The organism is Pseudomonas sp. PSB18, assembly GCF_014596565.1.
Taxonomy (GTDB): domain Bacteria; phylum Pseudomonadota; class Gammaproteobacteria; order Pseudomonadales; family Pseudomonadaceae; genus Aquipseudomonas.
The window spans coordinates 110,002-135,919 of sequence record NZ_NOIN01000003.1; the positions used below are offsets into that span (position 1 = coordinate 110,002).

Consider the following 25,918-nt stretch of genomic DNA (forward strand, 5'->3'; position numbering starts at 1 on the left):
CCCCCTTTCAACAACCTTTTACAGACAAGTGGCAAGCACCCGCGCCAGGTTCTGCGCGCGCGGATCCATCAATACGTAAGGTCCCAGGGTGTTTGTCACGAAACCGAACGCCACGTCATGCTCCGGATCGGCAAACCCGATGGAGCCACCGGCTCCCGGATGACCGAATGCCCGCGGGCCCAGGCCGTAAGTGGCGTTCGGTACGTCCGGCTGATCCAGCATGCAGCCCAGGCCGAACCGGGTCTGGGTCAACAACGTCTTGTCCTCGCCGAAGCTATGCTGGCGGGTCAGTTCATCGAGCATTTCACCTTCCAGCAGACTGCCATCCAGCAGACCGGCGTAGAACCCGGCAACGCTGCGGGCATTCCCGTGGCCGTTGGCGGCCGGTTGCTGCATCCGCCGCCACTCGGGCTTGTTGGTGCTGGTCAGGACCGAAGGCGGATTGGTGAAGGCTCGGGTGGTCATGGCGGTGGGTTCGCGCATCGTCACTTGGAGCAGGCGTTGTGCCGCCGCATCGCCGACGTTGCCTTTGCCGCGGGCGATATGAGCCACGCGGTGGAACTCCTGGTCCGCGAGACCGACGTGGAAATCCAGGCCCAACGGTTTGGCCACCCGGGCCACGATGGATTCTCCAGGGCCTCGACCGTCAGCCCTGCGCAACAGCTCACCGACCAGCCAGCCGTAGGTGATAGCGGCATAGCCATGGCCATCGCCCGGTGTCCACCAAGGCGTTTCGGCAGCCAGGGCATTGACCATCGTGTTCCAGTCATACAAGGCTTCGGGCGCCAGCAACTCACGTAACGCCGGTAGTCCGGCCTGATGGCAGAGCAATTGGCGCAGGGTAATGGATTGCTTGCCCGCCGCCGCAAACTCGGGCCAGTACCGGGCAACCGGGGCGTCCAGTTGCAACTTGCCTTCAGCCACCAGTTGCAGGGCAGCGACGGCGGTGAAGGTCTTGGTGCAGGAAAACAGATTGGCGATAGTATCGCTGTGCCAGGCTTCATGGCCGTCCTTGTCAGCCGTACCGGCCCACAGGTCGATCACCGTTCGACCACCGACCTGGATGCACAACGCAGCGCCGCGCTCCTGGGGATCATCGAACAGCGCTGCGAAGGCTTCGCGTACCGCCTCGAACTGAAGCTCATAATGGCCTTGAATCTGCACCCGCAACTCCTTTGAAACAAAGACTTTCTCAAGTGGCCGCATTGTTTCAGCCATTGGTGGTTTTGGAAACCGTCATGGGACGGCTGGCCACCCACAAAATCACGGCCTCCTAGGAAATCTCCCGCCGAAACGGCGGCAACGCATTGAGGATCGCCTTGCCGTAGCGCTGGGTCACCAGTCGACGATCAAGCAAAGTGATGGTGCCGCGGTCTTCTTCGGTACGCAGCAGACGACCGCAGGCCTGGACCAGTTTCAGCGAGGCATCCGGCACGGAGATCTCCATGAACGGATTGCCGCCACGGGCTTCGATCCATTCGGCCAATGCCGCTTCCACCGGGTCATCCGGGACCGAGAACGGGATCTTGGCGATCACCACGTGCTCGCAATAGGCACCGGGCAGGTCCACCCCTTCGGCAAAGCTCGCCAGGCCGAACAGCACGCTGGAATCCCCGCCATCGACCCGCGCCTTGTGCTTGTTCAGGGTCTCCTGCTTCGACAGGTTGCCCTGGATGAACACCTGCTTGCGCCAGTCACGGTCAAGGCCGTCGAACACGTCCTGCATCTGTTTGCGCGAGGAAAACAGCACCAGGGTGCCCCGCGACCCTTCCACCAGCTCCGGCAGGTCACGGACGATCGCGGCGGTGTGCGCCGCGGCGTCCCGTGGATCGGCCTTCAGATCCGGCACCCGCAACACACCGGCATCGGCGTGATGGAACGGACTCGGGACCACGGCGGTCACGGCGGTTTTCGGCAGGCCGGCACGCATGCGGAACCGATCGAAGGTACCCAGCGCGGTCAGGGTGGCGGACGTCACCAAGGCCCCGTAGGCCACGTTCCAGAGATTGCGACGCAGCATGTCCGCTGCCAGGATCGGGCTGGCATTGACCTCGATATCGAACAGCGAACCGCTTTCGGCCAGGGTCAGCCAGCGCGCCATCGGCGGGTTGTCCTCCGGGTCTTCAGTGGTGAAGGCCGTCCACAGCTCCCAGTTACCCTGGGAGCGGGACAACAGGCTGCCGAACAGCGGGTACCATTCCTCGGCCTGGTTGCTGGCAATGCCGATATTGACCTCGCCATCCATCCCTTCCTTGAGCAGGTCGGTCAGGCGCGTGAACAGATCGGTCAGGCGGGCGAAGCCCTTCTTCAGCTCGATGCCCATTTCACGCATGTGCTCGGGGATGATGCCGCCGACGAAACGATGGCGTGGCCGCTCGCGGCCCTCGACATCCTCACCGGGCTTGAAGTCGGCTACCTGCTCGCAGGCGGTGAACATGAACTGCTGGTTCGTCTTGATCTCCCGCGCCAGCTCCGGCACTTGCTCGATGAACTTGCCCAGGTCGCCCGGCAGTGGATGCTGAGCCAACAGCTTGGTGAGATTCTTCGCGGTGGTTTCCAGCCAGTCGGCGGTGGAACGCAACCGCGTGTAATGGGCGAAGTGGCCGATGGCCTTGTCCGGCAGGTGGTGGCCTTCGTCGAATACGTAGATCGTATCGCGCGGGTCCGGCAGCACCGCGCCACCGCCCAGGGCCAGGTCGGCCAATACCATGTCGTGGTTGGTGACGATAACGTCGACCTTGCCCATGCCCTCGCGGGCCTTGTAGAAGGCGCACTGACCAAAGTTCGGGCAATGACGGTTGGTGCACTGGCTGTGGTCGGTGGTCAGGCGAGCCCAGTCGGCATCTTCCAGGGTGGTGGGCCAGCTGTCGCGGTCGCCGTCCCACTTATTGCCGGCCAGTTTCTCGATCATGCTGGTAAACAGTTTCTGGCTGGCCTCATCGACTTCGATCTTGAAGCCTTCTTCCTCGAACAACTGGGCCGTGGCCGTCTGTGCCTGACCTTCCTGCAGCAGCATGTCGAGCTTGGACAGGCACATGTAGCGCCCCCGCCCCTTGGCCAGAGCAAAGCTGAAGTTCAACCCGCTGTTGCGCATCAGGTCGGGCAGGTCCTTGAAGACGATCTGCTCCTGCAGGGCGATGGTGGCCGTGGCGATGACCAGGCGCTTGCCGGCGGCCTTGGCCGTGGGAATCGCCGCCAGGCTGTAGGCAACGGTCTTGCCGGTACCGGTGCCGGCCTCCACCGCCACGACGGCGGGATCGCCACCGCGCCGACCTTCGTCGTCGGTGGCTATATCCCCCAGGACTTTCGCTACTTCGGCGATCATCAGGCGCTGGCCATAACGCGGCTTGAGGCTCTTGGCTTCGAGAAAACGCGAATAGGCGCCCTGGATCGTGGTTTTGAGTTCGGTGCTGATCATGAATGGTCGGGCGCTAAAAACGCTGGATAAATTTTCAGTGGTTCGGATCGGCGGGTATCATACCCCGCTAATGAATCCTGCGCAGAACGGAGTAACTCAATGACACCCTTTGCCTTCATCTACACCCTGCATTTGCTGGCGGCCCTGGTCTGGGTCGGCGGCATGTTCTTCGCCTGGATGATCCTGCGCCCCGCCGCAATGACGGCGCTTGAGGGCCCTGCCCGGCTGAAACTGTGGGTAGAAGTGTTTCAACGTTTTTTCATCTGGGTCTGGGTGGCGGTGGTGCTTTTGCCGATCAGCGGTGTAGGCCTGATCCATGTGCGCTTCGCCGGTTTCGAAACGGCACCGCGTTACGTACAGGTCATGATGGGGCTGTATGTGGTGATGACGGCGCTGTTCATCCGTATCCAGGGTTTGCAGTTGCCGGCATTGCGTAGCGCCGTGACGGCGCAGGACTGGCCGACCGCTGCGTCGGTGCTGGGGAAAATCCGCAGGCTGGTGGGGATCAACCTGCTGGTCGGATTGCTTGTGGTGGCGATTGGCGCGGCCCGGCCGATGTTCTGAAAACTGCGTACAGCCCCTGTGGGAGCGGGCCTGCTCGCGATAGTGTCCGGTCAGTCAGCTCTGATATGACTGATAGATCGCTATCGCGAGCAGGCTCGCACCCACAGGGTTTATTTCCTGAATTCAGAACCGTTGCACCGTCACCGTCCCCGCCGCTCCGGCAGGCCCTGGTTGGCCAGCGGCTCCGGGGTGGCCACTTTTACCGCCGTCGGCGGTGTAGACGAAACAACCCTTGGCCTTGCCACCGGCCCCAGGCTTGCCACCGGGACCCGGCGCACCGCCGGCACCGCCATCGACCACGACCTTGATCCTCTCGGTGGGGTAATCACCGGGCAGTTCGAGGCGCACCAATGCACCGGCCGCCCCCGGCTGGCCATCACTGCCATTGCTGCCGTCGGCACCGCGCCCGGCCGAACCCCAGGTGCAACCCGGAGCCTGACCGTTGGCGCCATCGAGGCCCACATAACCTGGTGCACCCGTGCCGCCACGGGCATCCACCGACAGCACCGGCGCATTCAACGCATTGAAACGCAGGTTGAGATCTCGCCCCGGCCGCGCAGCCTTCGTATAGGTGCCCGGCGCGCCACGGGAAGTGATCTGGCTGCCATCAGCCAGTTCAGCCTGGGTAACACTCATCGCCAACGGCTGTTGCGAAGGCACGATGGCGATCCGCGCCTCGCGTCCCAGGTGCAATTGGCCGATGGACAATTGAGTGACGTTCGACGGCACCAGCAACGTGCCGTAATCGGCCACGTCCAGCCGCTCCAGGGTCAGGGTACTGGCGGTATTGGGCAGGCGCATCAACGAGTGGGTTTCCACCTGGAGCACTTGAGCACAAGCCCATGGGCACACGAGTGCAGCGAGCAGACACAATTTACGCATGGGAGGCCTCTGCGGCGGTCGGGAGGGTTTGCAGATGAAAGATGCCGAACAGCAGCACTCTGAGGCGTTCACGACCGGGAGAAGGCAAGCCACGAAAACTGGCCCTGAAGAGCAGCAGTTCGAGCAAATGGACCGCCAACAACAATACGCCGGCGAGGTTGACCAGCACATGCAGCGGATGGACGAACGGCACGACCAGATTGACCAGCACAACCAGCCAGAACAACAGGGTCAACAAGCGCCCCAACCCCCAAAACACCTTCATACGTCCCCCGGGTGAACATTATTCTTTGCACGCACAGTAACGGCATGCGCGCCGGTTAAGCCAGAGGGGGGAGCAAATTTAATCCAGGTGACAAGAGCAAGGGTAATGGCTGCAAAGCTTGCCGTGGCGAGAGCACTTCCCCCACCACGGCAAGCTCCCCATTACTGGAGGTTCAGCGGTTTATCTTGATTTCAGTGCGACGGTTCATGGCGCGTCCCTCGGCGGTTTTGTTGTCGGCCACCGGCTGACTCTCACCGGCACCGGCCACCGAAACGAAACTGGCGCGAGGCACGCCGCTTTCGACCAGGTATTGCACCACTGAATTGGCCCGTTTCTCCGACAGTCGCTGGTTGTAGGCATTGCTGCCAACACTGTCGGTATGACCGGTCACCCGAAGCTGAGCAGTGGACGACTCCTGTTTCAGGCGGGTTGCGACGCCACTCAGCACCTCTTTGTCGGCCGCCGTCAACGTGGACTTGTTGAATTCGAAATGCACATCGCGAACCACGATGGTTTCCTCTTTGACGACAACCGGCTCCTCTGCCATCGGCGCCGGGGCAGGCGGCGGGCAACCATCCGCGTCGACCTGCACACCTTTCGGTGTACCCGGGCACTTGTCGCGGCTGTCCGGCACACCATCGCCGTCTTCGTCACCGTCTCCGTGCACCCAGCAATAGGCGGCCGCCATGCTGCCGGCGAACAACGCACCGTAGCCTGCCCAGGAGGTGCTTTCAGTGGCGCCCAGTCCCGCACCGACCACGCCGCCGACGGCCGCACAGGTCGGCCAGTCGGTTTTTTGCAAACCTGCGCAACCAGTCAACACACCGGTTAGCAGAACCAGGGGTAACGCTGTCCGAACTATGCTCATTGGGTTTCTCCTTGAGGGATCGGCTTAGCACCGATTCAGGGGAGTAAAGACCCGAGTGCGGATCTGCGCCAGCACCGCGTTATCGCGGATATCGCCCAGTGTTTGCGGCCGTTCGGCACCTTTTAATGCAAACCGCTCTAGGCCACGTTGTCCAGGCAGGCTATCGTGGCGATTCTGATCGAGGAATTTCAATGACCGTTGCCATTTCATCGCGCACGCCCCAGCAAGCACTGGCCGCCGTGCTTGACCGTTACGCCCCGCGGAAACTGCTGTTGATCGGTGCCAGCAGCTTTCCCGCACTCGAGGCATTCCAGCAGGCGCACCCCGGTACCGAAGTGGTTCAGGTCGCTCCTGGCCCACTGCCGACGGAGGTGGCCGGACAGCGCTTCGACCTGGCCCTGGCACTCGATTGCCTGGAGCACGTGCCCAAGCGCGACGGTCTGAACCTGCTGGGCGGCATCCGTAATCTCAACGCCAGCCGTATCGCCGTGTTGGCGGACCTCGATGCCTGCGGCTGGCAGGAAACGGACTTCTTTTCCCTGGCCCTGCAAGCCAGTGAGCGGTTCCAGCGCGAAGAACAGGTGCTGACCCTGTTCACCTACGATCTGCTTGAATACAAACAAGTCCCCGATTGGCTCAATTCACGTTTTTGGGCCAACCCCGAAAACTTCGGAAAATACTGGTGGTAGCTGTGAACACAAGCCTGCACGCAACCATTTGTCCCTGCGGCAGTGGCAACCCGTTGAATGCCTGCTGCGGCCATTACCACGACGGCCACCCGGCCCCCTGCGCCGAGGCCCTGATGCGCTCGCGCTACAGCGCCTATGTGCTAGGGCTGGTGGATTACCTGGTGAACACCACCTTGCCAGCCCAGCAAGCGGGTCTCGATCGCCTGTCCATCACTGAGTGGAGCAGCAGAAGCACCTGGTTGGGACTGGAGGTGGAAAGCAGCGAGGTATTCGGCGGGCAGCCGGAGCATGCCTTTGTCACCTTCACCGCGCGTTGGCACGACGGCCAGGGGGAACACGCTCATCGCGAACAGTCGTCGTTTGTACAGAACAATGGGCGCTGGTATTTCATCGACCCCACCGTGCCGGTCAAGACCGGACGCAACGACAGTTGCCCGTGTGGCAGTGGGCACAAATTCAAGAAGTGCTGTGCAGGCTACTTCGCTCGCTGATTTCGGAAACGTCCGACGCTCGCCCCTGCATCAGCGGGCTAGACTGGAAGCAGAGGCGCGGACAATGACCCTTCCATTACACACGCTACGCATCACCTGCCTGCTGCTGTTCATCGGGCTAGGCGGCTGCTCGTCCTGGCAAACCGACGAGACCGCTGAACCGCAGGTGCACCTGGTCAAGGTCGAGGTGGTGCGAGCCCGGCTGCTGGAACAGCGGTTCATGCTGCATTTGCGAGTCGACAACCCCAGCGACAGCGATCTGACCGTGCGCGGCCTGACCTACCGGATCCACCTGGGCGACCTGCTGTTGACCGAAGGTGAGCATGAGCACTGGTTCACCGTCCCTCCCGGACAAAGTGGCTACTTCAAGATACCGATCCGCACCAACCTGTGGCCCCAGGTGCGAGAAGTGGTGAAGTTGCTCGAAAAACCCCGCCAACAGATCCCCTATCGTCTGGAAGGTGAGCTGGAAACCGGATTATTCATCGCCCACTACGTGCACCTGAACCGCAATGGCGTGATAATCGCCGCCGATTTTATTGCGGAGTAACCCCGATGACCCAACAACCCCACGTTCACGGCCCTGATTGCAACCACGATCACGACCATCATCACGACCATGACCACGGCCACGTCCACGGTCCGAACTGCGGCCATGCCCACCAGGAGCCGGTGCGCAACGCCTTGAAGGATGTCGGCCGCAACGACCCTTGCCCATGCGGCAACGGCAAGAAATTCAAGAAGTGCCACGGGGCTTAACGGCTGCGGCGGAGCGTATCTTCGCCGGTTGAATCGTCATCGCGAGCAGGCTCGCTCCCACAGGAATCAGGACAGGCGTCAGATGCGTGAACGCCGCAAATCCCCTGTGGGAGCGAGCCTGCTCGCGATGAGGCCGACACATCCAGCGCGGCCTTGTCAGCCCGCCTCCAGAACCCGCTTCACACTGACCACCGTCGCATACTCGCCGTGCAAGTTGCCCAGCGACATGGCGTGCACCTCATCGGCCGAACGGGCCCGGCCGAAATAATCGGCCTTGTCGAAGGTGAAACAGGCGTCCTCGGCCACCCAGGTGTCGAAGCCCAGGTTGCCTGCCGTACGCGCCGTGGACTCCACCGAGTTGTTCGTCGCCACGCCGACGATCACCAGTTGTCCGATCCCCGCCTGACGCAAGTCAGCCTCCAGGTGAGTGGCGCAGAACGCGTCCGGCACGTCCTTGTGGATCAGCCACTCCCCTTCCTGCGGTTCGAACCGCTCCTGGACTTCCACTCCCTGCTGCCCTGGCCAGAACACCGAATCCGGCGAGCGGGACAGGTGATGGACATGGATCACCGTCCGCGCCGAATCTCGCCAGAAAGCCAGCAGTTCGAGCATGCGCAGCTCTGCCTCGGGGTTGTTGCGAGGACCGAGCCTGGGATGCAGGATACCTTTCTGTTGATCGATGAGGACCAACGCTGCATTGCTTTCTAGCTCCATCTCTATCACTCCATTCCGTTTTTTCGCTTGCCCGGTCATTGAATTTCCCACACTGGAACATCACCTCTTTCCACAGGCAAGCCTTCGGGCAAAAGAGGACAACCTCCTGCCGTCGTTTGTTGTCCACCCATCACGCTGTCTCATCTGGAGCCTTCCATGATCGACTTGTATTACTGGACCACCCCCAACGGCCATAAAATCTCGCTGTTCCTCGAAGAGGCCGGCCTGCCCTACAAAGTACATCCGGTCAACATCGGCCAGGGCGAACAATTCAAACCGGATTTCCTGAAGATCGCCCCCAACAACCGCATTCCGGCCATCGTCGACCCTGAGCCCGCCGACGGTGGCGAGCCGATCTCGCTGTTCGAGTCAGGCGCGATCCTGCTGTACCTGGCAGAAAAAACCGGTCGTTTCATTCCACAGGACCTGCGCGGACGACAGGAAGCCCTGCAATGGCTGTTCTGGCAGATGGGCGGCCTGGGGCCGATGGCCGGACAGAATCACCACTTCAGCCGGTTCGCTCCGGAAAAGATTCCCTACGCGATCAAGCGCTATGTCGACGAAACCGCTCGCCTGTATGGCGTGCTGGATCGACGCCTGGCAGACCGCGATTTCGTGGCGGGCAGCGAGTACAGCATCGCCGACATGGCGATCTACCCCTGGACGGTGTCCCACCAATGGCAAAGCCAGCGCCTGGAGGACTTCCCGAACCTGCAGCGTTGGTTCAATCGCATCAAGGAGCGCCCGGCCACGGTAAGGGCCTATGCGCTGGTGGATAAGATCAATCCACCAAAGCCCTGAGCAACCTGTGGCGAGGGGATTTATCCCCTCGCCACAGATAACCAGGCGTACCGTCGAGTACGGGGTTTCATCGCCAAATCCACAAATAACCCCCGCGCCGGCTTGCGCGGCCCCCTCCTGCTCACTAACGTAGCGCCTTTATTTGCCGCCCCCCTCCCGCAGGAGCTTCGTCATGGCCTCGCCAGCCTCTAATTTCTTCTTTCCCCGGCTCGGCTGTGCTGCCGCCGTGGCCAGTGTGCTCGGTTTGAGCGGTTGCCAGGCCTGGAATACCCAGGACACTGTCCCACCGACTTCCGGCGTGCAACCACTCAAGGGGCTGGCGCAGAACGTCTCGGTTCGGCGCAATGCCATGGGCATGCCGCTGATCGAGAGCAACAGCTTCCATGATGCGTTGTTCGCCCTCGGCTATGTCCACGCCAGCGACCGCATCACCCAGATGGTGACCATGCGCCTGCTGGCCCAGGGCCGACTGGCGGAAATGTCCGGGGCCGAACGGCTGGACGTCGACCGCTACATGCGTGCGGTCAATCTGAAGAAAAGTGCCGATGAGCTGTACAAGGCCTCTTCGCCGCGGCTCAAGCGCTTCTTCGAAGTCTACGCCCGCGGCGTCAACGCCTACCTGTTCCGCTACCGCGACAAACTGCCGACGGACCTGGCCGCCACCGGTTACAAGCCCGAGTACTGGAAACCGGAAGATTCGGCGCTGATGTTCTGCCTGCTGAACTTCACCCAGTCGGCCAACCTGCCGGAAGAAATCGCGGCCCTGGTCATGGCCCAGACGGTCAGCCAGGACAAACTGGCCTGGCTGAACCCTTCCTACCCGGACGAACCCCTGCCCCAGGGCGAAGCCGACAAGTTCCAGGGTGTCCGGCTCAACGGCCAGATCCCGGGCCTGAACGAAATCAACAACGCCACCCGCCAGTTGACCGAACTGAACCTGTTGGGTGCCACGTCTTCGAACAGCTGGGCCATGGCCCCGCAACGCAGCCGCAACGGCAAGAGCCTGCTGGCGAGCGACAGCCATGGACCGCTGAGCGTGCCGTCGTTGTGGAGCGTGGTGCAGATCCGCGCGCCCAAGTATCAGGCGGCCGGGGTCTCCGTGGCCGGTATTCCCCTGATTCTGGCGGGCTACAACGGTGACGTGGCCTGGAGCATGAGCAGTGTGCAGGGGGACAACCAGGACCTGTTCCTGGAGAAAATCCGACGCCAGGGCAATGGCTTATCCTACGAGGTCAACGGCAAATGGCAGCCGGCGACGGTGCGCAACGAAACCTACTTCGTCAAAGGTCAGCGGTCGATTCGCGAAGCCGTGTACGAAACCCGTCATGGCCCACTGCTCAACAGCGTCCAGGGGCCGACCATGGCCAATGGCTTCGGCCTGGCCTTGCAGACGCCGGGCTTCACCGACGACAAGACCCTAGACGCGTTCTTCGACCTGTCCCGGGCTCAGAACGCCGAGAAAGCCTCCGATGCGAGCCGTGAAATCCGGGCCATGGCGGTGAACCTGGTGTTTGCCGACGCCAGCCACATCGGCTGGCAAGTCACCGGGCGCTATCCGAACCGCCGTGAAGGCGAAGGCCTGTTGCCGTCGCCGGGCTGGGACGGGCGCTACGACTGGGAGGGCTACGCCGATCCGATGGCGCACCCCTACGATCAGGATCCGAGCCAGGGCTGGCTGGGTAACGCCAACCAGCGGGTCATTCCCCACGGCTACGGCATGCAGTTGTCCAACTCCTGGGCCGCACCGGAACGTGGCGAGCGCCTGGCCGAACTGGCCGGCGCCAGCAAACACGACGTCCGCAGCCTGACCGCCATGCAATACGACCAGGTCACGACGTTCGCGGCCAAGCTCAAGAAAGTCTTTGAAGCCCCTGGCATGGCCCAGCCTCTCAAACAGGCCATCGAAGCCCTGCCAGTGGCTGACCGGGCCAAGGCCCGCGAAGCCTATACCCGCCTGATGGCGTTCGATGGCCGGCTCAACCCGACCTCCGCCGACGCGGCCCTCTATGAACTGTTCCTGCAAGAAAGCATGAAGCAGATTTTCCTCGACGAACTGGGCCCGGAAAGCAGCCCGGCGTGGAAAGCGCTGGTTGCCAACGGCCAACTGTCCTATTCGGCCCAGGCCGATCACTTGCTGGGTCGCGAAGACAGCCCGTTCTGGGATGACGTGCGTACCCCGCAAAAAGAAGACAAGGCCGTTATCCTCGCCCGCAGTCTTGCGGCGACCATCAGCGCCGGTGACAGCCAATTGGGCGGTGACCACAAGGCCTGGCAGTGGGGCAAATTGCACAGCTACGCGTGGAAAAACGGCAGCGGCCAGGTCGTACGTGGCCCGCTATCGGCCGGCGGCGATGCCACCACGCTCAACGTTGCGGCATTCGCCTGGGGCCAGGATTTCAACACCACACAGGCGCCGGACATGCGCTTTATCGTCGATTTCGGCCAACCCGAACCGTTGATGGTCCAGGGCGGTATCGGCCAGTCAGGCAACGCGGCCAGCCCCAACTACCTCATCGGCATCGATCCGTGGATCAAGGGGCAGTACCAGAACCTGCCGCTGCAACCGCAGAACTTTGACCGGGCGTATGGCAAGGCTCGGTTGACCCTGGTGCCGGGTAAGTAACAGCAATACTCCTCCCTGTGGCGAGGGGATTTATCCCCTCGCCACATTTGTCTATCTTGTCTCCTGATCTTGTCGTACCCAAACCCGATAGAACTTCTCTTCCCGCCATCGTCTCTACCTGACAAGCCCATCGCCCCGGTGATTGCATGGATCTTGTCATTGCCCGCCCCGAAGGCCTGTATTGCCCGCCCGGGGATTTTTACATTGACCCCTGGCGTCCGGTTGAGCGCTCAGTCATCACCCATGCCCACGGTGACCATGCCCGCGGCGGAAATCAACACTACCTGGCAGCCGCCCCGGGTGAAGGCATTCTGCGCTCGCGACTGGGCCACGATATCAATCTGCAGACCCTGCCCTACGGCGAGCGCCTGCGACATCACGGTGTGACCTTGAGTTTTCACCCCGCCGGCCACGTGCTGGGATCGGCCCAGGTACGGTTGGAACATGAAGGTGAGGTCTGGGTGGCATCCGGGGATTACAAAGTCGAACCCGACGGCACCTGCACGCCGTTCGAGCCGGTGAAGTGTCATACATTCATCACCGAATCCACGTTCGGCCTGCCCATCTATCGCTGGCAGCCCCAGGCGCAGATATTCGCTGAGATCAATCAGTGGTGGCGCGCAAACATCGCCGCCAACCGGGCCAGCGTGCTGTTCTGCTATTCCTTCGGCAAGGCCCAGCGGATTCTCCATGGCATCGACGCCAGCCTGGGCCCGATTCTGGCTCACGGGGCGGTGGAGCCGTTGAACCGGGTCTACCGTGAGGCAGGGGTTCATTTGCCGCCGACGATTTATGCCGGTGACATCAAGAAAAACGACCCGATCATGGGCCAGGCCCTGGTCATCGCCCCGCCGTCGGCCGGTGGCAGCACCTGGATGCGCCGTTTCGGCGACTACAGCGATGCTTTCGCCAGCGGCTGGATGCGCCTGCGGGGCACTCGACGGCGGCGTGGCGTGGATCGGGGCTTCGTGCTTTCCGATCACGCCGACTGGCCCGGCCTGCTCTGGGCCATCGAACAGACCGGCGCCGAGCGGGTCATGGTCACGCACGGGTCGGTGGGTGTGCTGGTGCGGCATTTGTGCGAGCTCGGCCTCGATGCCCAGGGTTTCAGCACCGAGTACGGCGACGATGAAGAAGACGTCATCGCCGCCACTGGCGAGGACGCATCGTGAAAGCCTTCGCCGAACTCTACGCCGACCTGGACGCCACCACCTCCAGCAATGCCAAGCTGGCCGCCATGCAACGCTACTTTACCCAGGCTCCGCCCCAAGACGCAGCGTGGGCCGTGTACTTCCTGTCCGGTGGCCGCCCCCGGCAACTGGTGCCGGTGAAAATCCTCCGGGACCTGGCCGTACAGGTGTCCGGTTTGTCGCCCTGGCTGTTCGAAGAAAGTTATCAGGCCGTGGGCGACCTCGCCGAAACCATTTCCCTGGTGTTGCCGGAGTCCCCCCACACCTCTGCCGACGGACTGGCGCTGTGGATAGAAGAGAAACTGCTGCCGCTGCGCGGCGAGACGCCTGAGGTATTGGCGCGACAGCTACCCACCTTGTGGGCCCAACTCGACCGCTCGAGCCTGATGCTCTGCATCAAGCTTATCACCGGCAGTTTCCGTGTCGGGGTGTCCAAGCTGCTGGTGACCCGGGCCCTGGCCGGAATGGCCGGGCTCGACAGCAAACGAGTCGCCCAGCGCCTGGTGGGTTACACCGACCTGTCCCATCGCCCGACGGCCGAGGGATATCTCAAGTTGATTGCCGCCGAATCCGAGGATGAGCATGCTCAGCGCGGCGGTCAGCCGTACCCGTTTTTCCTGGCCCACGCCTTGTCCGCCCCGGTAGAGCAGTTCGACACGCTGCTGGGGCCGGCCAGTGATTGGCAAGTGGAATGGAAGTGGGATGGCATCCGCTCCCAGGTGATCAAGCGCGATGGCCATCTATGGGTCTGGTCCCGGGGCGAAGAGCTGGTGACCGAGCGCTTCCCTGAATTGCACGCCCTGGCATCGGTGCTGCCCGACGGCACGGTGATCGACGGCGAAATCGTGGTCTGGAAAACCTCGCAACCGGTGACCGAGGAGACCTTCGATGCCGATGCACCGCTGCAACCGGCCGTACAACCGTTCGCCCTGCTGCAACAGCGCATCGGCCGCAAGACCCTGAGCAAAAAAGTCCTCGAAGACGCGCCCGTGGTGGTGATGGCCTACGACCTCCTGGAATGGCAAGGAGAGGATTGGCGCAGCCGTCCCCAGGCCGAGCGCCGTGAGCAATTGGAGGCGCTGATTGCAGACTCCCGAAGCCCGGTACTGCTGCCGTCGCCGATCGTCTCCGGCCAGGACTGGCTCGACCTCGCCCGGCAGCGCGAAGCGTCCCGTAGCCTCGGCGTCGAAGGCATGATGCTCAAGGCACGCAACGCGCTGTACGGCGTCGGCCGGACCAAAGACATGGGCGTGTGGTGGAAATGGAAAATCGATCCGTTCAGCGTCGACGCCGTGCTGATCTACGCCCAGCGCGGTCATGGCCGACGCGCCAGCCTGTACAGCGACTACACCTTCGCCGTATGGGACAACCCGCCGGGCAGCCGCGAGCGCAGCCTGGTGCCGTTCGCCAAGGCCTACTCGGGGCTGACCGATGAAGAAATGCGCCAGGTCGACAGCATCGTGCGCAAGACTACCGTGGAGAAGTTCGGTCCGGTCAGCAGTGTCACGCCCACCCTGGTCTTCGAGTTGGGTTTCGAAGGCATTGCCTTGTCCAAGCGCCACAAGAGCGGGATCGCGGTGCGCTTTCCGCGAATGCTGCGCTGGCGCCAGGACAAGACCGTTGACGAGGCCGATACCCTGGCAACGCTCCAGGATCTGCTGAAATAACCTCTCTGGCTGCACTATCAATTGTGGCGAGGGGATTTATCCCCGCTGGGCTGCGAAGCGGCCCCCCTCCAGACACAGGCTGGCACACCGAGTTGCTGGGGTTGGGGCCGCTACGCGCCCCAGCGGGGATAAATCCCCTCGCCACAGAACATGCTCCTGGCCGACCCTACAGAGCACCATCCCGGTGCACCTTTTGTTGTACGATCTCCTTCGCGCACCAACGCGTTCCGCAACCTGCCGACGAAGCTTTTTAAAACGCCTGTTCGGCACCTTGGTTCGGAAATTGCTATCTTTGTGCCGTCATACCGTTCTCACCTTCACCGGTAACAAAACTTCTGCGCCACAAGCGCCCATCATGGTTTTAGGGACTCGATAATGAAAAAAGCACTGCTGACCCTTTCTGCACTGGCATTGTGCATGGCCGCCGGCGCCGCCACGGCCAAGGAATACAAGGAACTGCGTTTTGGTGTCGACCCGTCCTATGCCCCATTTGAATCCAAGGCAGCCGATGGCAGCCTGGTAGGTTTCGATATCGACCTGGGCAATGCGATCTGCGAAGAACTGAAGGTCAAATGCAAGTGGGTCGAAAGCGATTTCGACGGCATGATCCCGGGCCTCAAGGCGAAGAAATTCGACGGCGTGATCTCGTCCATGACCGTGACCCCGGCCCGTGAGAAAGTCATCGACTTCTCCAGCGAGCTGTTCTCCGGCCCAACGGCTTATGTGTTCAAGAAAGGTTCGGGCCTGAGCGCAGACATCGCTTCGCTCAAAGGCAAGACCGTCGGCTATGAACAAGGCACAATCCAGGAAGCCTACGCCAAGGCCGTGCTGGACAAGGCCGGCGTCAAGACCCAGGCCTACGCCAACCAGGACCAGGTCTATGCCGACCTGACCTCCGGTCGCCTCGATGCGGCGATCCAGGACATGCTGCAAGCCGAGCTGGGCTTCATGAAGTCGCCGAAGGGCGCCGACTATGAAGTCAGCAAACCGGTGGACAGCGAACTGCTGCCGGCCAAGACGGCCATCGGTATCAACAAAGGTAACAAAGAGCTGAAGGCTCTTTTGGATAAAGGTATCAAAGCGTTACACGACGACGGCAAATACGCCGAAATCCAGAAAAAACACTTTGGCGATCTGAATCTGTACAGCGGCAAATAATGCGTGGCGCCCATCCGATTACGGATGGGCGCTTTTTGACTGCCAAAGGCCTCTTCCATGCTCGAACAACTCCTACAAAATCTGGGGCTCTCCGCCTTCAGCCTGCAGGGCTTTGGCCCGCTGCTGATGCAAGGCACCTGGATGACCATCAAATTGGCGGCCCTGTCGCTATTATTGAGCATCTTGCTCGGCCTGCTGGGCGCCAGCGCCAAGCTGTCCCCGGTCAAACTGCTGCGAATCCCGGCCCAGCTCTACACCACGCTGATTCGCGGCGTGCCGGACCTGGTGCTGATGCTGCTGATTTTCTACAGCCTGCAAACCTGGCTGACCTCTTTTACCGACTTCATGGAATGGGAATACATCGAGATCGACCCATTCGGCGCCGGGGTGATTACCCTGGGCTTCATCTATGGCGCGTACTTCACCGAGACCTTTCGCGGCGCGATCCTTGCGGTGCCAAGGGGCCAGGTCGAAGCCGCCACCGCGTATGGCCTCAAGCGTGGCCAGCGTTTCCGCTTCGTGGTGTTTCCGCAAATGATGCGCTTTGCCCTGCCGGGTATCGGCAATAACTGGATGGTGATGCTCAAGGCCACCGCGCTGGTGTCGATCATCGGCCTGGCCGATCTGGTCAAGGCGGCCCAGGATGCGGGCAAGAGCACCTATCAATTGTTTTACTTCCTGGTACTGGCCGCGCTGATCTACCTGCTGATTACCAGCGCCTCCAACTTCATTCTGCGCAGGCTTGAACGCCGCTACGCCGCCGGAGCACGGGAGGCGGTGCGATGATCGAGCTTCTACAAGAATACTGGCGGCCGTTCCTCTACAGCGACGGCGTCAACGTCACTGGCCTGGCGATGACCCTGTGGCTGCTCAGCGCTTCTCTGCTGATCGGCTTCCTGGTCTCGATCCCGCTGTCCATCGCCCGGGTTTCGCCCAAGCGCTCCGTGCGCTGGCCGGTGCAGTTCTACACGTACCTGTTCCGCGGCACACCGCTCTATATCCAGCTGCTGATTTGCTACACCGGTATCTACAGCATCGCGGCGGTGCGCGCCCAACCCCTGCTCGACAGTTTCTTTCGCGATGCGATGAACTGCACGATCCTGGCCTTCGCCCTGAACACCTGCGCCTACACCACGGAGATCTTTGCCGGGGCGATCCGCAGCATGAACCACGGCGAAGTCGAAGCGGCCAAAGCCTACGGCCTGACCGGCTGGAAGCTGTATGCCTATGTGATCATGCCTTCGGCACTGCGGCGTTCGCTGCCTTACTACAGCAACGAAGTGATCCTGATGCTGCACTCGACGACCGTGGCGTTCACCGCTACCGTTCCAGACGTGCTGAAAGTGGCCCGGGATGCCAACTCGGCTACCTTCCTGACCTTCCAGTCGTTCGGGATCGCCGCGTTGATCTACCTGACCGTCACCTTCGCACTGGTAGGCCTCTTCCGCCTCGCCGAGCGCCGCTGGCTGGCCTTTCTCGGGCCGACTCATTAGTCCAGGACACACAAGCAAATGCGCCACCAGATCCATGACTTGCTGGCCCCGCTGCCGGGGACCGCACGCAAGATCCACAGTTTTCACTTCGGCCCGGAAAAAGCCGTCGGAAAAATCTATATCCAGTCGTCCCTGCATGCCGATGAACTACCCGGCATGCTGGTGGCCTGGCATCTCAAGCAACGCCTGGCGGAGCTTGAAGCATCCGGCCACCTGCGACACGAAATCGTCCTGGTGCCCGTGGCCAACCCCATCGGCCTCGAACAAGTGTTGATGGACGTGCCACTGGGTCGCTACGAATTGGAAAGCGGGCAAAACTTCAACCGTCGCTTTCTCGACCTGAGCGAGGAAGTCGGCAACGAGATCGAAGACCTGCTCACCCAGGATCCGCAGCACAACGTGATGCTGATCCGCACCAGCCTGCGCGATGCCCTTGCCCGGCAGGCCGCTTCCACGCAACTGCAGTCCCAGCGCCTGGTCCTGCAACGGCTGGCCTGCGACGCCGACATGGTGCTGGACCTGCATTGCGATTTCGAAGCCGTGGCGCACCTCTACACCACGCCGGAAGCCTGGCCCCAGGTCGAGCCGCTGGCCCGCTACATCGGCGCCGAGGCCAGCCTGTTGGCCACCGACTCGGGTGGCCAGTCGTTCGATGAATGCTTCACCCTGCTCTGGTGGCAACTCAAGGAGCGTTTCGGCGAACGCTTCGAGATTCCCCTGGGCAGCTTTTCGGTCACCGTCGAATTGCGCGGCCAGGGCGACGTCAACCATGGGTTGGCGAGTCTCGACTGTCAGGCCCTGATCGAATACCTGATCCATTACGGCGCCATCGATGGCGAACCGGTGCCCCTGCCGGAGCTGCCTTATCCAGCCACACCGCTGGCCGGCGTCGAGCCGGTGGCGACCCCGGTGGGTGGGCTGCTGGTCTACAGTGCCCTGCCGGGCGAGTACCTGGAGGCCGGTCAATTGGTGGCGGAAATCATCGACCCGGTCAACGACACCGTTACCCCCGTTCACTGCTGCAATGCCGGGCTGATGTATGCCCGCTCGCTGCGCCGCATGGCCACCGCCGGGATGGTCATCGCCCACGTCGCCGGCGCCGAAGCCTATCGCAGCGGCTACCTACTTTCGCCTTGAGGATGCCTGTTCCATGTACAAACTGACCATCGAAGGCCTGCATAAAAGCTACGGCGAACATGAGGTGCTCAAGGGCGTTTCGCTCAAGGCCAAGACGGGCGATGTCATCAGCCTGATCGGCGCCAGCGGCTCGGGCAAGAGTACCTTCCTGCGCTGCATCAATTTCCTGGAACAACCCAACGACGGTGCCATGAGCCTGGACGGCCAGTCGGTCCAGATGATCAAGGACCGCCACGGCATGCACGTGGCCGACGCCGATGAACTGCAACGCATCCGCACGCGCCTGGCCATGGTGTTCCAGCACTTCAACCTGTGGAGCCACATGACCGTGCTGGAAAACATCACCATGGCGCCACGCCGGGTGCTGGGCATCAGCAAGCAGGAAGCCGATGAACGCGCCCGTCGCTACCTCGACAAGGTCGGCCTGGCGCCGCGCGTGGCCGAGCAGTACCCGGCGTTCCTGTCCGGCGGCCAGCAGCAACGCGTGGCCATCGCCCGTGCCCTGGCGATGGAACCGGAGGTGATGCTGTTCGACGAACCGACTTCGGCCCTTGACCCGGAACTGGTAGGGGAAGTCTTGAAGGTCATCCAGGGGCTGGCCGAAGAAGGCCGGACCATGATCATGGTGACCCACGAAATGAGCTTCGCCCGCAAAGTCTCGAACCAGGTGCTCTTTCTGCACCAGGGTCGGGTGGAAGAAGAAGGCGCGCCGGAAGACGTGCTGGGCAACCCGAAGAGCGAGCGGCTGAAGCAGTTTCTCAGTGGCAATCTGAAATAGAACCCTATACCGGAACAGGGTTCTGCAGGGCTATCTGCGGCAACTCTATTCGCCTATTTAAACCTTTCCCCTGCCGCCGTGGTCACTGAAAGAGGACTTCCAGGGCGCACGCGGCAGGCATGGCGACATCCAGCAACTTCGCAAACCAATGGTTCAGCGCCCGCGGCTGGAAGCCGTTCGCCTTTCAGAAACAGGTATGGGCCGCGGTCAAGCGTGGGGAGTCCGGGTTGCTGCACGCCAACACCGGAGCCGGCAAGACCTACGCGGTGTGGTTTGCCGCCCTCAACCGTTTCGCCCGCACCGCCCCGCCCCCGGATAAACCGCGCAAACGCAAACCTGCGGCCGAACCGCTGACCGTCCTGTGGATCACGCCGATGCGTGCGCTGGCCGCCGACACGGGCAAAGCCCTCGAAACACCGTTGGCGGAACTGCAGATTCCCTGGAGTGTTGGCCTGCGCACCGGCGATACCAGCGCCAACGAACGGGTCCGCCAGGGCCGGCGCTTACCCACGGCACTGATCACCACCCCCGAAAGCCTGACCCTGATGCTCGCCCGGGCCGATGCGCAAACGGCGACGGCGACACTGCGGATGGTCGTGGTGGACGAATGGCATGAACTGCTGGGCAACAAGCGAGGCGTGCAATTGCAGCTGGCGTTGGCGCGGCTGCGGCACTGGCATCCCGAGCTCATCGTCTGGGGCGTGTCCGCCACCTTGGGTAACCAGGCCCATGCCGAGCAGGTGCTGATCCCCCAGGGCAACGGGATCAGCGTCCAAGGGGCCAATGACAAAACGTTGCGGGTCGATACCCTGCTGCCCCCCGCCCTCGAACGTTTTCCGTGGGCCGGGCATATCGGCCTGAAAATGCTGCCCCAGGTCATCGCGCAAATCGACGCCAGCAGCAGTTGCCTGGTCTTTACCAACACCCGGGCGCAATCCGAAATCTGGTATCAGGCACTCCTTGAGGCTCGCCCGGACTGGGCCGGGCTGATCGCGCTGCATCACAGCTCGCTGTCCCGCGATACCCGGGATTGGGTCGAACGCGCGCTCAAGGACGGTCAACTCAAGGCGGTGGTGTGCACGTCCAGCCTGGACCTGGGCGTGGACTTTCTGCCCGTCGAGCGGGTGTTGCAGATCGGCTCGGCCAAGGGCGTGGCGCGATTGATGCAACGCGCCGGGCGCTCCGGTCACGCGCCGGGGCGAACCTCGCGGATCACCCTGGTGCCGACCCACAGCCTGGAACTGATCGAGGCCGCCGCTGCCCAGGATGCCGTGGCCCAGCGGCGCATCGAACCTCGCGAATCGCCTCACAAGCCTCTGGATGTGCTGGTGCAACATTTGGTCAGCATGGCCTTGGGTGGCGGCTTCGTACCCGCTGAGCTGTACCGGGAAGTGCGCGGCGCCTGGGCCTACCGTGACCTGAACGAAGCGGAGTGGGCTTGGGCCCTGGCCTTTGTGCGCCATGGTGGCCTGTCGTTGACCGCCTACCCCGATTACCGTCGGGTCGAGCCGGACGAGCACGGCATCTGGCGAGTCCCTGATGCACGCCTGGCCCGGCGTCACCGCATGAGCATCGGCACCATCGTCAGCGATGCCAGCCTGCAGTTGAAATTCTGGAGCAAGGGCGGTGGCGGCAAGACCCTGGGCAGCGTGGAGGAAGGCTTCATTGCCCGCCTGCGGCCGGGGGATGGCTTCCTGTTCGCCGGACGCTTGCTGGAGCTGGTCCGGGTCGAAGACATGACCGCCTACGTGCGCCGCAGCCAGGCGAAAAAAGCCGCCGTGCCGCGCTGGAACGGCGGGCGGATGCCGCTTTCCAACGAGCTGGCCGCCGCCGTCGTGGCACGCCTGAGCGAAGCCGCCAATGGCCGCTTCGAGGGCCCGGAGATGCAAGCCGTGCAGCCCTTGTTGCTGACCCAGCAGCGCTGGTCCGGCCTGCCCACGCAAACGTCATTGCTGGCCGAAGCCTTGAAATCCCGGGAAGGCTGGCACCTGTTCCTGTACCCGTTTGCCGGACGCCAGGTGCACCTGGGGTTGGCGAGCCTGTTGGCTTGGCGCGTCAGCCAGCGAGAACCGGTGACCTTTTCCATTGCGGTCAACGACTACGGTCTGGAGTTGCTCAGCGCCACGGCGCTGGATTGGTCGCACTACCTGAACCCCGCGCTCTTGAGCACCGACAACCTGCTGGCCGACGTACTCGCCAGCCTGAACGCCGGCGAGTTGGCCCTTCGACGCTTTCGCGAAATCGCCCGGATCGCCGGCCTGGTCTTCGCCGGCTACCCCGGCGCACCGAAAAGCACCCGGCAGGTCCAGGCCTCCAGCGGGTTGTTCTTTCAAGTGTTCAAGCAATACGACGCCGACAACCTCTTGCTGGCCCAGGCCGGGGAAGAAGTCTTGCGTGAAGAACTGGATATACGTCGCCTGGAGCAGACCTTGGAACGCCTCAATACCTTGAAGCTGGACCTGCACATCATCAAGCGCCCCACTCCGCTGGGCTTCCCGTTGCTGGTGGAGCGGTTCAGGGAAAGCATGAGCTCGGAAAAACTTGCCGATCGTATCCGGCGGATGGTCAGCGAGCTGGAAAAAACCGCCGATCGGGGTGACGCCTGATGCCCGCGCCTTATCCTGTCAATCTGGCCGGTGAAGAGCTCTGGTTGCTGCCGGAAAAAGCCCTCTACTGGCCCGCCCAGGAGACCCTGATGGTGGCAGATGTGCATTTCGGCAAGGCCGCCGCCTATCGCAGCCTCGGCCAACCGGTCCCCCACGGCACCACCGCCAGCAACATCACGATCCTGGACGGATTACTGGCGCACCTGCCATGTCGACAGCTGATCTTCCTCGGGGATTTTCTCCACGGCCCTGGCTCCCACGCGCCAGGCACCTTGAAGGCCCTTTCCGAATGGCGTGACAGGCATCCGCACCTGGCCATGACGCTGATTCGCGGCAACCACGACAAACACGCCGGCGACCCACCACCCTCGCTGAACATTCGCGTCGTACCAGAACCTCTGCTGCTCGGGCCCTTCGCGGTACAACACGAGCCTGACCCGCACCCGAGCCGCCATGTGCTGGCCGGTCATGTACACCCGGTGTATCACCTGAGCGGAAAGGGCCGGCAGCGCCTGCGCCTGGCGTGCTTCCGGCTGGGCAGCGACCTAAGCCTGCTACCGGCCTTCGGCGCCTTCACCGGCGGCTATCGGGTCGAGCAGGACAACGACTGCAGGATTTTTGTCATTGGCGATAACGAAATATGGCCCGTTAGCTGAAGATCGCTAACGGGCCATATTCTGATCAGGCAACGGGCGCAGGAGGCGGCTCGTCCGGCAGGGTCGGTTCGCCCGGCTCGGTGGGTTGTTCATTGGGGGTGTCGGGATCGGGCTGACCAGGAATACCGCCTGCCGCTTCGGCAGGGTGGGCCAGCAGGGACCAGGCCATGACGCCGATCTGATTGGGCTCAAGCCTTGCCAGTTCGGCACTGATTCGCGGATCGATCTTCATAGAGCAACTCCTGAGCGAAGGCCCGCTGCGCTGACGCAAAAAAACGGGCAGTACACGCAATAGAGTGTCTGCCCGCTCAGGAATTCCCACTGTTCGTCAGAATCAGGTGCGTGGAAGTGTCACACCACGCTGGCCCTGGTACTTGCCGCCTCGGTCCTTGTAGGACACTTCGCATTCTTCATCGGATTCGAGGAACAGCATCTGCGCCACACCTTCGTTGGCATAGATCTTCGCCGGCAGGGTCGTGGTGTTGGAGAATTCCAGGGTCACGTGGCCTTCCCACTCCGGTTCCAGCGGCGTGACGTTGACGATGATGCCGCAACGGGCATAGGTGCTCTTGCCCAGGCAGATGGTCAGCACGTTGCGCGGGATGCGGAAGTACTCGACGGTGCGGGCCAGGGCGAAAGAGTTCGGCGGGATGATGCAGACGTCGCTCTTGATGTCGACAAAACTCTTCTCGTCGAAATTCTTCGGGTCGACGGTGGCCGAGTTGATGTTGGTGAACACCTTGAATTCGTCGGCGCAGCGCACGTCGTAGCCATAGCTGGAGACGCCGAAGGAAATCAGTCGGTCGGCGCCTTCGCCACGCATCTGGCGCTCTACGAAGGGCTCGATCATGCCGTGCTCTTGCGCCATGCGGCGAATCCACTTGTCCGATTTGATGCTCATGGCGGGTGTCCTGAATAGCGAGGTGGAGAAAACTGTCCGGCATCTTACCGGGGCGAGCGGCAGGGTTCAAAGCGCGTGAAGCAATTCTCGCCGACCCACCCTATTTTCCTGCGCATGGCCGCCCGCCAGTCACCAAAATCGAGAAACCTTTGCAAAGACCATTGGCACGTTTCGGAAAAAGGGTTAAGGTGGCGTCACTGTGTTGCTTGTGTCACTGAGAATCTCTACACGATATGTTGAATTTCGATCCAACCATCTACAAGAATTTTTCCTGCTCTTTGCACTCAGTCTCGATCAGGGTTCTTCCTGAGTCGCAGTTATCTTTGTTCAAGGAGTTACACCATGTCTAATCGCCAAACCGGTACCGTTAAGTGGTTCAACGATGAAAAAGGCTTCGGCTTCATCACCCCACAATCCGGTGACGATCTGTTCGTACACTTCAAAGCTATCCAATCCGACGGCTTCAAAAGCCTGAAAGAAGGCCAACAGGTTTCTTTCGTCGCTACCCGCGGTCAGAAAGGCATGCAAGCTGAAGAAGTAACAGTTATCTAACTGTTCCTGCTTTAGTAAAGAGCCCCGCCCTCAAAAGCGGGGCTTTTTTGTGCCTGTAAGTTTTTGCCGGCACAAAAAAACTGTGGGAGCGAGCCTGCTCCGGGCTCGCTCCCACAGGGGCTATTTCTGCCCGGGGGGCTTACCAGGTCACGCCAAACCCGGCGGTGTAGCGCGTCTTGCTCAAGTCACTGTCCTCGGAACCTTCAATCACGTCCTTCTCGGCCTTGAGGTTGAGCGAGGCCCAATCGGTGACCTTGTAGCGCAAGCCCATCTCCGCGTCATAGGCGTACTCCGCAACGCCGGACAGCGGCTTGCCCACTTCGCCATTGGTGAAGAACTCGACACGCTTGCCGACGAGATAGCGGTTGTAATCCCACTTCATGGCGACGGAATAGAAGTTGTCCTTGCCCCCGTCCTGGTACTCGTAATCGGTGCGGTTCAACAGCGAACCCAGCGAGAACGCGCCCAATTCGTCATCCCAGAACTGGTAGCCAGGACCGGTACCCACCACTCGCTGGCGGGCCAGGTCTTCGACCTTGTCACGCTTGTAATTCAGGCGCCCCTGCCAGAACCATTTGTCCGTCAGGAAGCGATCAAGGGAATACTCCAGTTTCCAGTTGTCGGTGGAGACCACGTCGTCCTGGAATTCGCGGTTGTATTCGCCCTCGGCGGTGTGCCGCCAGCGACCGTGGCGGGCTGTCGTCTTGAAATCGATGTCGTAGTCGTCGACATCTTTTTCCGCGCGCTGGTAATCCATTGCGGCATCGACATTGCCTTTCCACACCAGATCCTCGACCACCGGCTTGGGCTTGAGGATCTGCTGGATACTGGCCAGCTCGACGGTCTTGGGCGCGTCACCGTTGGCCAGGGTCACCTTGCCGTCCTCGGCGGCGTGCAGGGCCTTGGCTTTCTCACCGGTGTAGGCGTCCTGCTTGACCAGCAACTGTTGGTCGCTTTCAAGGGTCTTGACCTGTTTCCAGTCGATGGGAACGGCGCCGGCATAGTCGGTCTGGATCAACAATTTGCCGCCATCGAAAACGGTAATCTTGCCGCTGAGTTTGTCACCGTTCTTCAACCAGACGGTATCGGCGAGCAAGGGCGTGGAGGCGCTGGCAACAGCCAGGCAGAGCAGGGTTCTGGACAACATAAGCGTATAAAGAGCTCAGGTTTGCGGTGAAAAGGCGGCATTATCCCCCAGGACGACACCTCAGCAAGGACTGACCCGAGGATGGGGGATGAGTTCATTTCTCAATCGGCTCTGCCAGAATAAACCTACGAACGGACATGTACTTTTCCTTAGGAACCCTACCCGTGACCGATATTCCAGTGGGCCCCGACGACGCCGCGCAGGTACGCCGCACCACGCTCTACCTGACCCTTGCGCAAGTACCGCCCGGAAAAGTCGTCACCTATGGCCAACTCGCCGAGATGGCCGGCCTGGGCCGGGCGGCACGCTGGGTGGGCCGCACGCTCAGTCAACTGCCCGACGACACCAGCCTGCCCTGGCATCGGGTATTGGGCGCCGGTGGTCGGATCAGCCTGCCGGCAGGCAGCGTCTCAGGGGACGAACAACGCGCACGCCTGCGCATGGAAGGGATCAGTATCCTGAATAATCGTGTTGATATTCGGTGCCATGGCTGGCGCCCGGTAGAGCACAGCGGTTAGAGTGCGCGCTTTGTTTTCGCAATTTTTGAGGCAGACTCCAG

Annotated in this window: 27 protein-coding genes; 18 read left to right on the forward strand and 9 right to left on the reverse strand. The window is 61.9% G+C overall.

Going from position 1 to position 25,918, the window contains the following annotated elements; translation table 11 throughout:
• Positions 1-18: 18 nt before the first annotated feature.
• Positions 19-1,164, reverse strand: coding sequence for an EstA family serine hydrolase (locus CGA22_RS08180; RefSeq protein ID WP_041024505.1), 1,146 nt, complete (start codon positions 1,162-1,164; stop codon positions 19-21).
• A 109-nt stretch (positions 1,165-1,273) separates the two neighbouring features.
• Complete coding sequence (gene dinG, locus CGA22_RS08185; protein WP_041024506.1) at positions 1,274-3,418, reverse strand: ATP-dependent DNA helicase DinG; 2,145 nt, start codon at positions 3,416-3,418, stop codon at positions 1,274-1,276.
• Positions 3,419-3,517: 99 nt separating this feature from the next.
• Between dinG and CGA22_RS08190 the strand changes: the two genes are divergently transcribed.
• On the forward strand, positions 3,518-3,982 hold the full coding sequence (locus tag CGA22_RS08190) for a CopD family protein (RefSeq protein ID WP_041024507.1): 465 nt from the start codon (positions 3,518-3,520) through the stop codon (positions 3,980-3,982).
• Positions 3,983-4,105: 123 nt separating this feature from the next.
• Here CGA22_RS08190 and CGA22_RS08195 read toward each other — a convergent pair whose 3' ends face one another.
• The 3 genes from CGA22_RS08195 to CGA22_RS08205 form a co-directional block, all read right to left on the reverse strand.
• A complete protein-coding gene (locus CGA22_RS08195; protein WP_041024508.1) occupies positions 4,106-4,864 on the reverse strand; it encodes a hypothetical protein in 759 nt (252 codons plus the stop codon).
• Positions 4,857-5,129: a DUF1145 domain-containing protein gene (locus tag CGA22_RS08200; protein ID WP_041024509.1), complete on the reverse strand. Its 273-nt coding sequence runs from the start codon at positions 5,127-5,129 to the stop codon at positions 4,857-4,859. Before CGA22_RS08200 ends, CGA22_RS08195 begins: the two co-directional genes overlap by 8 nt.
• A gap of 172 nt (positions 5,130-5,301) precedes the next feature.
• Positions 5,302-5,997: an OmpA family protein gene (locus CGA22_RS08205; RefSeq protein ID WP_041024510.1), complete on the reverse strand. Its 696-nt coding sequence runs from the start codon at positions 5,995-5,997 to the stop codon at positions 5,302-5,304.
• A 191-nt stretch (positions 5,998-6,188) separates the two neighbouring features.
• On the opposite strand from CGA22_RS08205, the gene CGA22_RS08210 reads away from it, so the two are divergent.
• The 4 genes from CGA22_RS08210 to CGA22_RS08225 all read left to right on the forward strand — a co-directional run bounded on the left by CGA22_RS08210 (position 6,189) and on the right by CGA22_RS08225 (position 7,936).
• Positions 6,189-6,686 carry a DUF6231 family protein gene (locus tag CGA22_RS08210; RefSeq protein ID WP_041024511.1) on the forward strand — a complete coding sequence of 166 codons (498 nt, stop codon included), beginning with the start codon at positions 6,189-6,191 and terminating at the stop codon, positions 6,684-6,686.
• A gap of 14 nt (positions 6,687-6,700) precedes the next feature.
• Positions 6,701-7,177 (forward strand): YchJ family protein, encoded by a 477-nt coding sequence (locus CGA22_RS08215; protein WP_041024518.1) that lies wholly within the window; start codon positions 6,701-6,703, stop codon positions 7,175-7,177.
• 64 nt (positions 7,178-7,241) lie between these two features.
• Positions 7,242-7,727, forward strand: a complete 486-nt coding sequence (locus tag CGA22_RS08220) for an LEA type 2 family protein (protein ID WP_041024512.1) — start codon at positions 7,242-7,244, stop codon at positions 7,725-7,727.
• A gap of 5 nt (positions 7,728-7,732) precedes the next feature.
• A complete protein-coding gene (locus CGA22_RS08225; RefSeq protein ID WP_003198420.1) occupies positions 7,733-7,936 on the forward strand; it encodes an SEC-C metal-binding domain-containing protein in 204 nt (67 codons plus the stop codon).
• A 156-nt stretch (positions 7,937-8,092) separates the two neighbouring features.
• Here CGA22_RS08225 and CGA22_RS08230 read toward each other — a convergent pair whose 3' ends face one another.
• Entirely contained in the window at positions 8,093-8,650 is a 558-nt protein-coding gene (locus CGA22_RS08230) for a cysteine hydrolase family protein (protein ID WP_041024513.1), read from the reverse strand.
• A 156-nt stretch (positions 8,651-8,806) separates the two neighbouring features.
• On the opposite strand from CGA22_RS08230, the gene CGA22_RS08235 reads away from it, so the two are divergent.
• The 11 genes from CGA22_RS08235 (at position 8,807) to pdeM (ending at position 22,759) form a co-directional block, all read left to right on the forward strand.
• Entirely contained in the window at positions 8,807-9,451 is a 645-nt protein-coding gene (locus tag CGA22_RS08235; protein ID WP_041024514.1) for a glutathione binding-like protein, read from the forward strand.
• A 172-nt stretch (positions 9,452-9,623) separates the two neighbouring features.
• Complete coding sequence (locus CGA22_RS08240) at positions 9,624-12,074, forward strand: penicillin acylase family protein (RefSeq protein ID WP_041024515.1); 2,451 nt, start codon at positions 9,624-9,626, stop codon at positions 12,072-12,074.
• Between the two features lie 146 nt (positions 12,075-12,220).
• On the forward strand, positions 12,221-13,246 hold the full coding sequence (locus tag CGA22_RS08245) for a ligase-associated DNA damage response exonuclease (RefSeq protein ID WP_041024516.1): 1,026 nt from the start codon (positions 12,221-12,223) through the stop codon (positions 13,244-13,246).
• A complete protein-coding gene (locus CGA22_RS08250; protein WP_041024517.1) occupies positions 13,243-14,931 on the forward strand; it encodes an ATP-dependent DNA ligase in 1,689 nt (562 codons plus the stop codon). The genes CGA22_RS08245 and CGA22_RS08250 overlap by 4 nt, the downstream gene beginning before the upstream one ends.
• Before the next feature lie 375 nt (positions 14,932-15,306).
• Positions 15,307-16,089, forward strand: a complete 783-nt coding sequence (locus CGA22_RS08255; RefSeq protein WP_041022873.1) for a transporter substrate-binding domain-containing protein — start codon at positions 15,307-15,309, stop codon at positions 16,087-16,089.
• A 57-nt stretch (positions 16,090-16,146) separates the two neighbouring features.
• The gene (locus tag CGA22_RS08260; RefSeq protein WP_041022874.1) at positions 16,147-16,875 is read left to right on the forward strand and encodes an ABC transporter permease; all 729 of its coding nucleotides are present in this window, start codon (positions 16,147-16,149) and stop codon (positions 16,873-16,875) included.
• A complete protein-coding gene (locus CGA22_RS08265; protein WP_024780118.1) occupies positions 16,872-17,582 on the forward strand; it encodes an ABC transporter permease in 711 nt (236 codons plus the stop codon). The genes CGA22_RS08260 and CGA22_RS08265 overlap by 4 nt, the downstream gene beginning before the upstream one ends.
• Before the next feature lie 18 nt (positions 17,583-17,600).
• Positions 17,601-18,719 carry a succinylglutamate desuccinylase/aspartoacylase family protein gene (locus CGA22_RS08270; RefSeq protein WP_041022875.1) on the forward strand — a complete coding sequence of 373 codons (1,119 nt, stop codon included), beginning with the start codon at positions 17,601-17,603 and terminating at the stop codon, positions 18,717-18,719.
• A gap of 13 nt (positions 18,720-18,732) precedes the next feature.
• The gene (locus CGA22_RS08275) at positions 18,733-19,497 is read left to right on the forward strand and encodes an ABC transporter ATP-binding protein (protein WP_041022876.1); all 765 of its coding nucleotides are present in this window, start codon (positions 18,733-18,735) and stop codon (positions 19,495-19,497) included.
• 119 nt (positions 19,498-19,616) lie between these two features.
• Entirely contained in the window at positions 19,617-22,103 is a 2,487-nt protein-coding gene (locus CGA22_RS08280; RefSeq protein ID WP_041022877.1) for a ligase-associated DNA damage response DEXH box helicase, read from the forward strand.
• Positions 22,103-22,759, forward strand: a complete 657-nt coding sequence (pdeM, locus tag CGA22_RS08285) for a ligase-associated DNA damage response endonuclease PdeM (protein ID WP_188258541.1) — start codon at positions 22,103-22,105, stop codon at positions 22,757-22,759. The genes CGA22_RS08280 and pdeM overlap by 1 nt, the downstream gene beginning before the upstream one ends.
• 25 nt (positions 22,760-22,784) lie before the next feature.
• Here the strand turns inward: pdeM and CGA22_RS08290 are convergent, their stop codons facing one another.
• Positions 22,785-22,991: a hypothetical protein gene (locus CGA22_RS08290; RefSeq protein WP_041022879.1), complete on the reverse strand. Its 207-nt coding sequence runs from the start codon at positions 22,989-22,991 to the stop codon at positions 22,785-22,787.
• 102 nt (positions 22,992-23,093) lie between these two features.
• Positions 23,094-23,660, reverse strand: coding sequence for a dCTP deaminase (gene dcd, locus CGA22_RS08295; RefSeq protein ID WP_017126297.1), 567 nt, complete (start codon positions 23,658-23,660; stop codon positions 23,094-23,096).
• A gap of 342 nt (positions 23,661-24,002) precedes the next feature.
• On the opposite strand from dcd, the gene CGA22_RS08300 reads away from it, so the two are divergent.
• Positions 24,003-24,212 carry a cold-shock protein gene (locus CGA22_RS08300; RefSeq protein ID WP_024780123.1) on the forward strand — a complete coding sequence of 70 codons (210 nt, stop codon included), beginning with the start codon at positions 24,003-24,005 and terminating at the stop codon, positions 24,210-24,212.
• Positions 24,213-24,351: 139 nt separating this feature from the next.
• Here CGA22_RS08300 and CGA22_RS08305 read toward each other — a convergent pair whose 3' ends face one another.
• The gene (locus CGA22_RS08305) at positions 24,352-25,359 is read right to left on the reverse strand and encodes a DUF481 domain-containing protein (protein WP_041022880.1); all 1,008 of its coding nucleotides are present in this window, start codon (positions 25,357-25,359) and stop codon (positions 24,352-24,354) included.
• Positions 25,360-25,496: 137 nt separating this feature from the next.
• On the opposite strand from CGA22_RS08305, the gene CGA22_RS08310 reads away from it, so the two are divergent.
• The gene (locus CGA22_RS08310; RefSeq protein WP_052435142.1) at positions 25,497-25,877 is read left to right on the forward strand and encodes an MGMT family protein; all 381 of its coding nucleotides are present in this window, start codon (positions 25,497-25,499) and stop codon (positions 25,875-25,877) included.
• Positions 25,878-25,918 lie beyond the last annotated feature (41 nt).

Excerpts from the sequence above, each read along its gene's own strand:
- CGA22_RS08230 (WP_041024513.1), bottom strand. The coding sequence starts at position 8,650 with ATGGAGCTAGAAAGCAATGCAGCGTTGGTCCTCATCGATCAACAGAAA.
- CGA22_RS08195 (WP_041024508.1), bottom strand. The coding sequence starts at position 4,864 with ATGCGTAAATTGTGTCTGCTCGCTGCACTCGTGTGCCCATGGGCTTGT.
- CGA22_RS08225 (WP_003198420.1), top strand. The coding sequence starts at position 7,733 with ATGACCCAACAACCCCACGTTCACGGCCCTGATTGCAACCACGATCAC.
- CGA22_RS08265 (WP_024780118.1), top strand. The coding sequence starts at position 16,872 with ATGATCGAGCTTCTACAAGAATACTGGCGGCCGTTCCTCTACAGCGAC.
- CGA22_RS08205 (WP_041024510.1), bottom strand. The coding sequence starts at position 5,997 with ATGAGCATAGTTCGGACAGCGTTACCCCTGGTTCTGCTAACCGGTGTG.
- CGA22_RS08220 (WP_041024512.1), top strand. The coding sequence starts at position 7,242 with ATGACCCTTCCATTACACACGCTACGCATCACCTGCCTGCTGCTGTTC.
- CGA22_RS08200 (WP_041024509.1), bottom strand. The coding sequence starts at position 5,129 with ATGAAGGTGTTTTGGGGGTTGGGGCGCTTGTTGACCCTGTTGTTCTGG.
- CGA22_RS08235 (WP_041024514.1), top strand. The coding sequence starts at position 8,807 with ATGATCGACTTGTATTACTGGACCACCCCCAACGGCCATAAAATCTCG.
- CGA22_RS08310 (WP_052435142.1), top strand. The coding sequence starts at position 25,497 with ATGTACTTTTCCTTAGGAACCCTACCCGTGACCGATATTCCAGTGGGC.
- CGA22_RS08275 (WP_041022876.1), top strand. The coding sequence starts at position 18,733 with ATGTACAAACTGACCATCGAAGGCCTGCATAAAAGCTACGGCGAACAT.
- dcd (WP_017126297.1), bottom strand. The coding sequence starts at position 23,660 with ATGAGCATCAAATCGGACAAGTGGATTCGCCGCATGGCGCAAGAGCAC.
- CGA22_RS08240 (WP_041024515.1), top strand. The coding sequence starts at position 9,624 with ATGGCCTCGCCAGCCTCTAATTTCTTCTTTCCCCGGCTCGGCTGTGCT.
- pdeM (WP_188258541.1), top strand. The coding sequence starts at position 22,103 with ATGCCCGCGCCTTATCCTGTCAATCTGGCCGGTGAAGAGCTCTGGTTG.
- CGA22_RS08190 (WP_041024507.1), top strand. The coding sequence starts at position 3,518 with ATGACACCCTTTGCCTTCATCTACACCCTGCATTTGCTGGCGGCCCTG.
- CGA22_RS08260 (WP_041022874.1), top strand. The coding sequence starts at position 16,147 with ATGCTCGAACAACTCCTACAAAATCTGGGGCTCTCCGCCTTCAGCCTG.
- CGA22_RS08300 (WP_024780123.1), top strand. The coding sequence starts at position 24,003 with ATGTCTAATCGCCAAACCGGTACCGTTAAGTGGTTCAACGATGAAAAA.
- CGA22_RS08245 (WP_041024516.1), top strand. The coding sequence starts at position 12,221 with ATGGATCTTGTCATTGCCCGCCCCGAAGGCCTGTATTGCCCGCCCGGG.
- CGA22_RS08290 (WP_041022879.1), bottom strand. The coding sequence starts at position 22,991 with ATGAAGATCGATCCGCGAATCAGTGCCGAACTGGCAAGGCTTGAGCCC.
- CGA22_RS08305 (WP_041022880.1), bottom strand. The coding sequence starts at position 25,359 with ATGTTGTCCAGAACCCTGCTCTGCCTGGCTGTTGCCAGCGCCTCCACG.
- dinG (WP_041024506.1), bottom strand. The coding sequence starts at position 3,418 with ATGATCAGCACCGAACTCAAAACCACGATCCAGGGCGCCTATTCGCGT.
- CGA22_RS08210 (WP_041024511.1), top strand. The coding sequence starts at position 6,189 with ATGACCGTTGCCATTTCATCGCGCACGCCCCAGCAAGCACTGGCCGCC.
- CGA22_RS08255 (WP_041022873.1), top strand. The coding sequence starts at position 15,307 with ATGAAAAAAGCACTGCTGACCCTTTCTGCACTGGCATTGTGCATGGCC.
- CGA22_RS08280 (WP_041022877.1), top strand. The coding sequence starts at position 19,617 with ATGGCGACATCCAGCAACTTCGCAAACCAATGGTTCAGCGCCCGCGGC.
- CGA22_RS08270 (WP_041022875.1), top strand. The coding sequence starts at position 17,601 with ATGCGCCACCAGATCCATGACTTGCTGGCCCCGCTGCCGGGGACCGCA.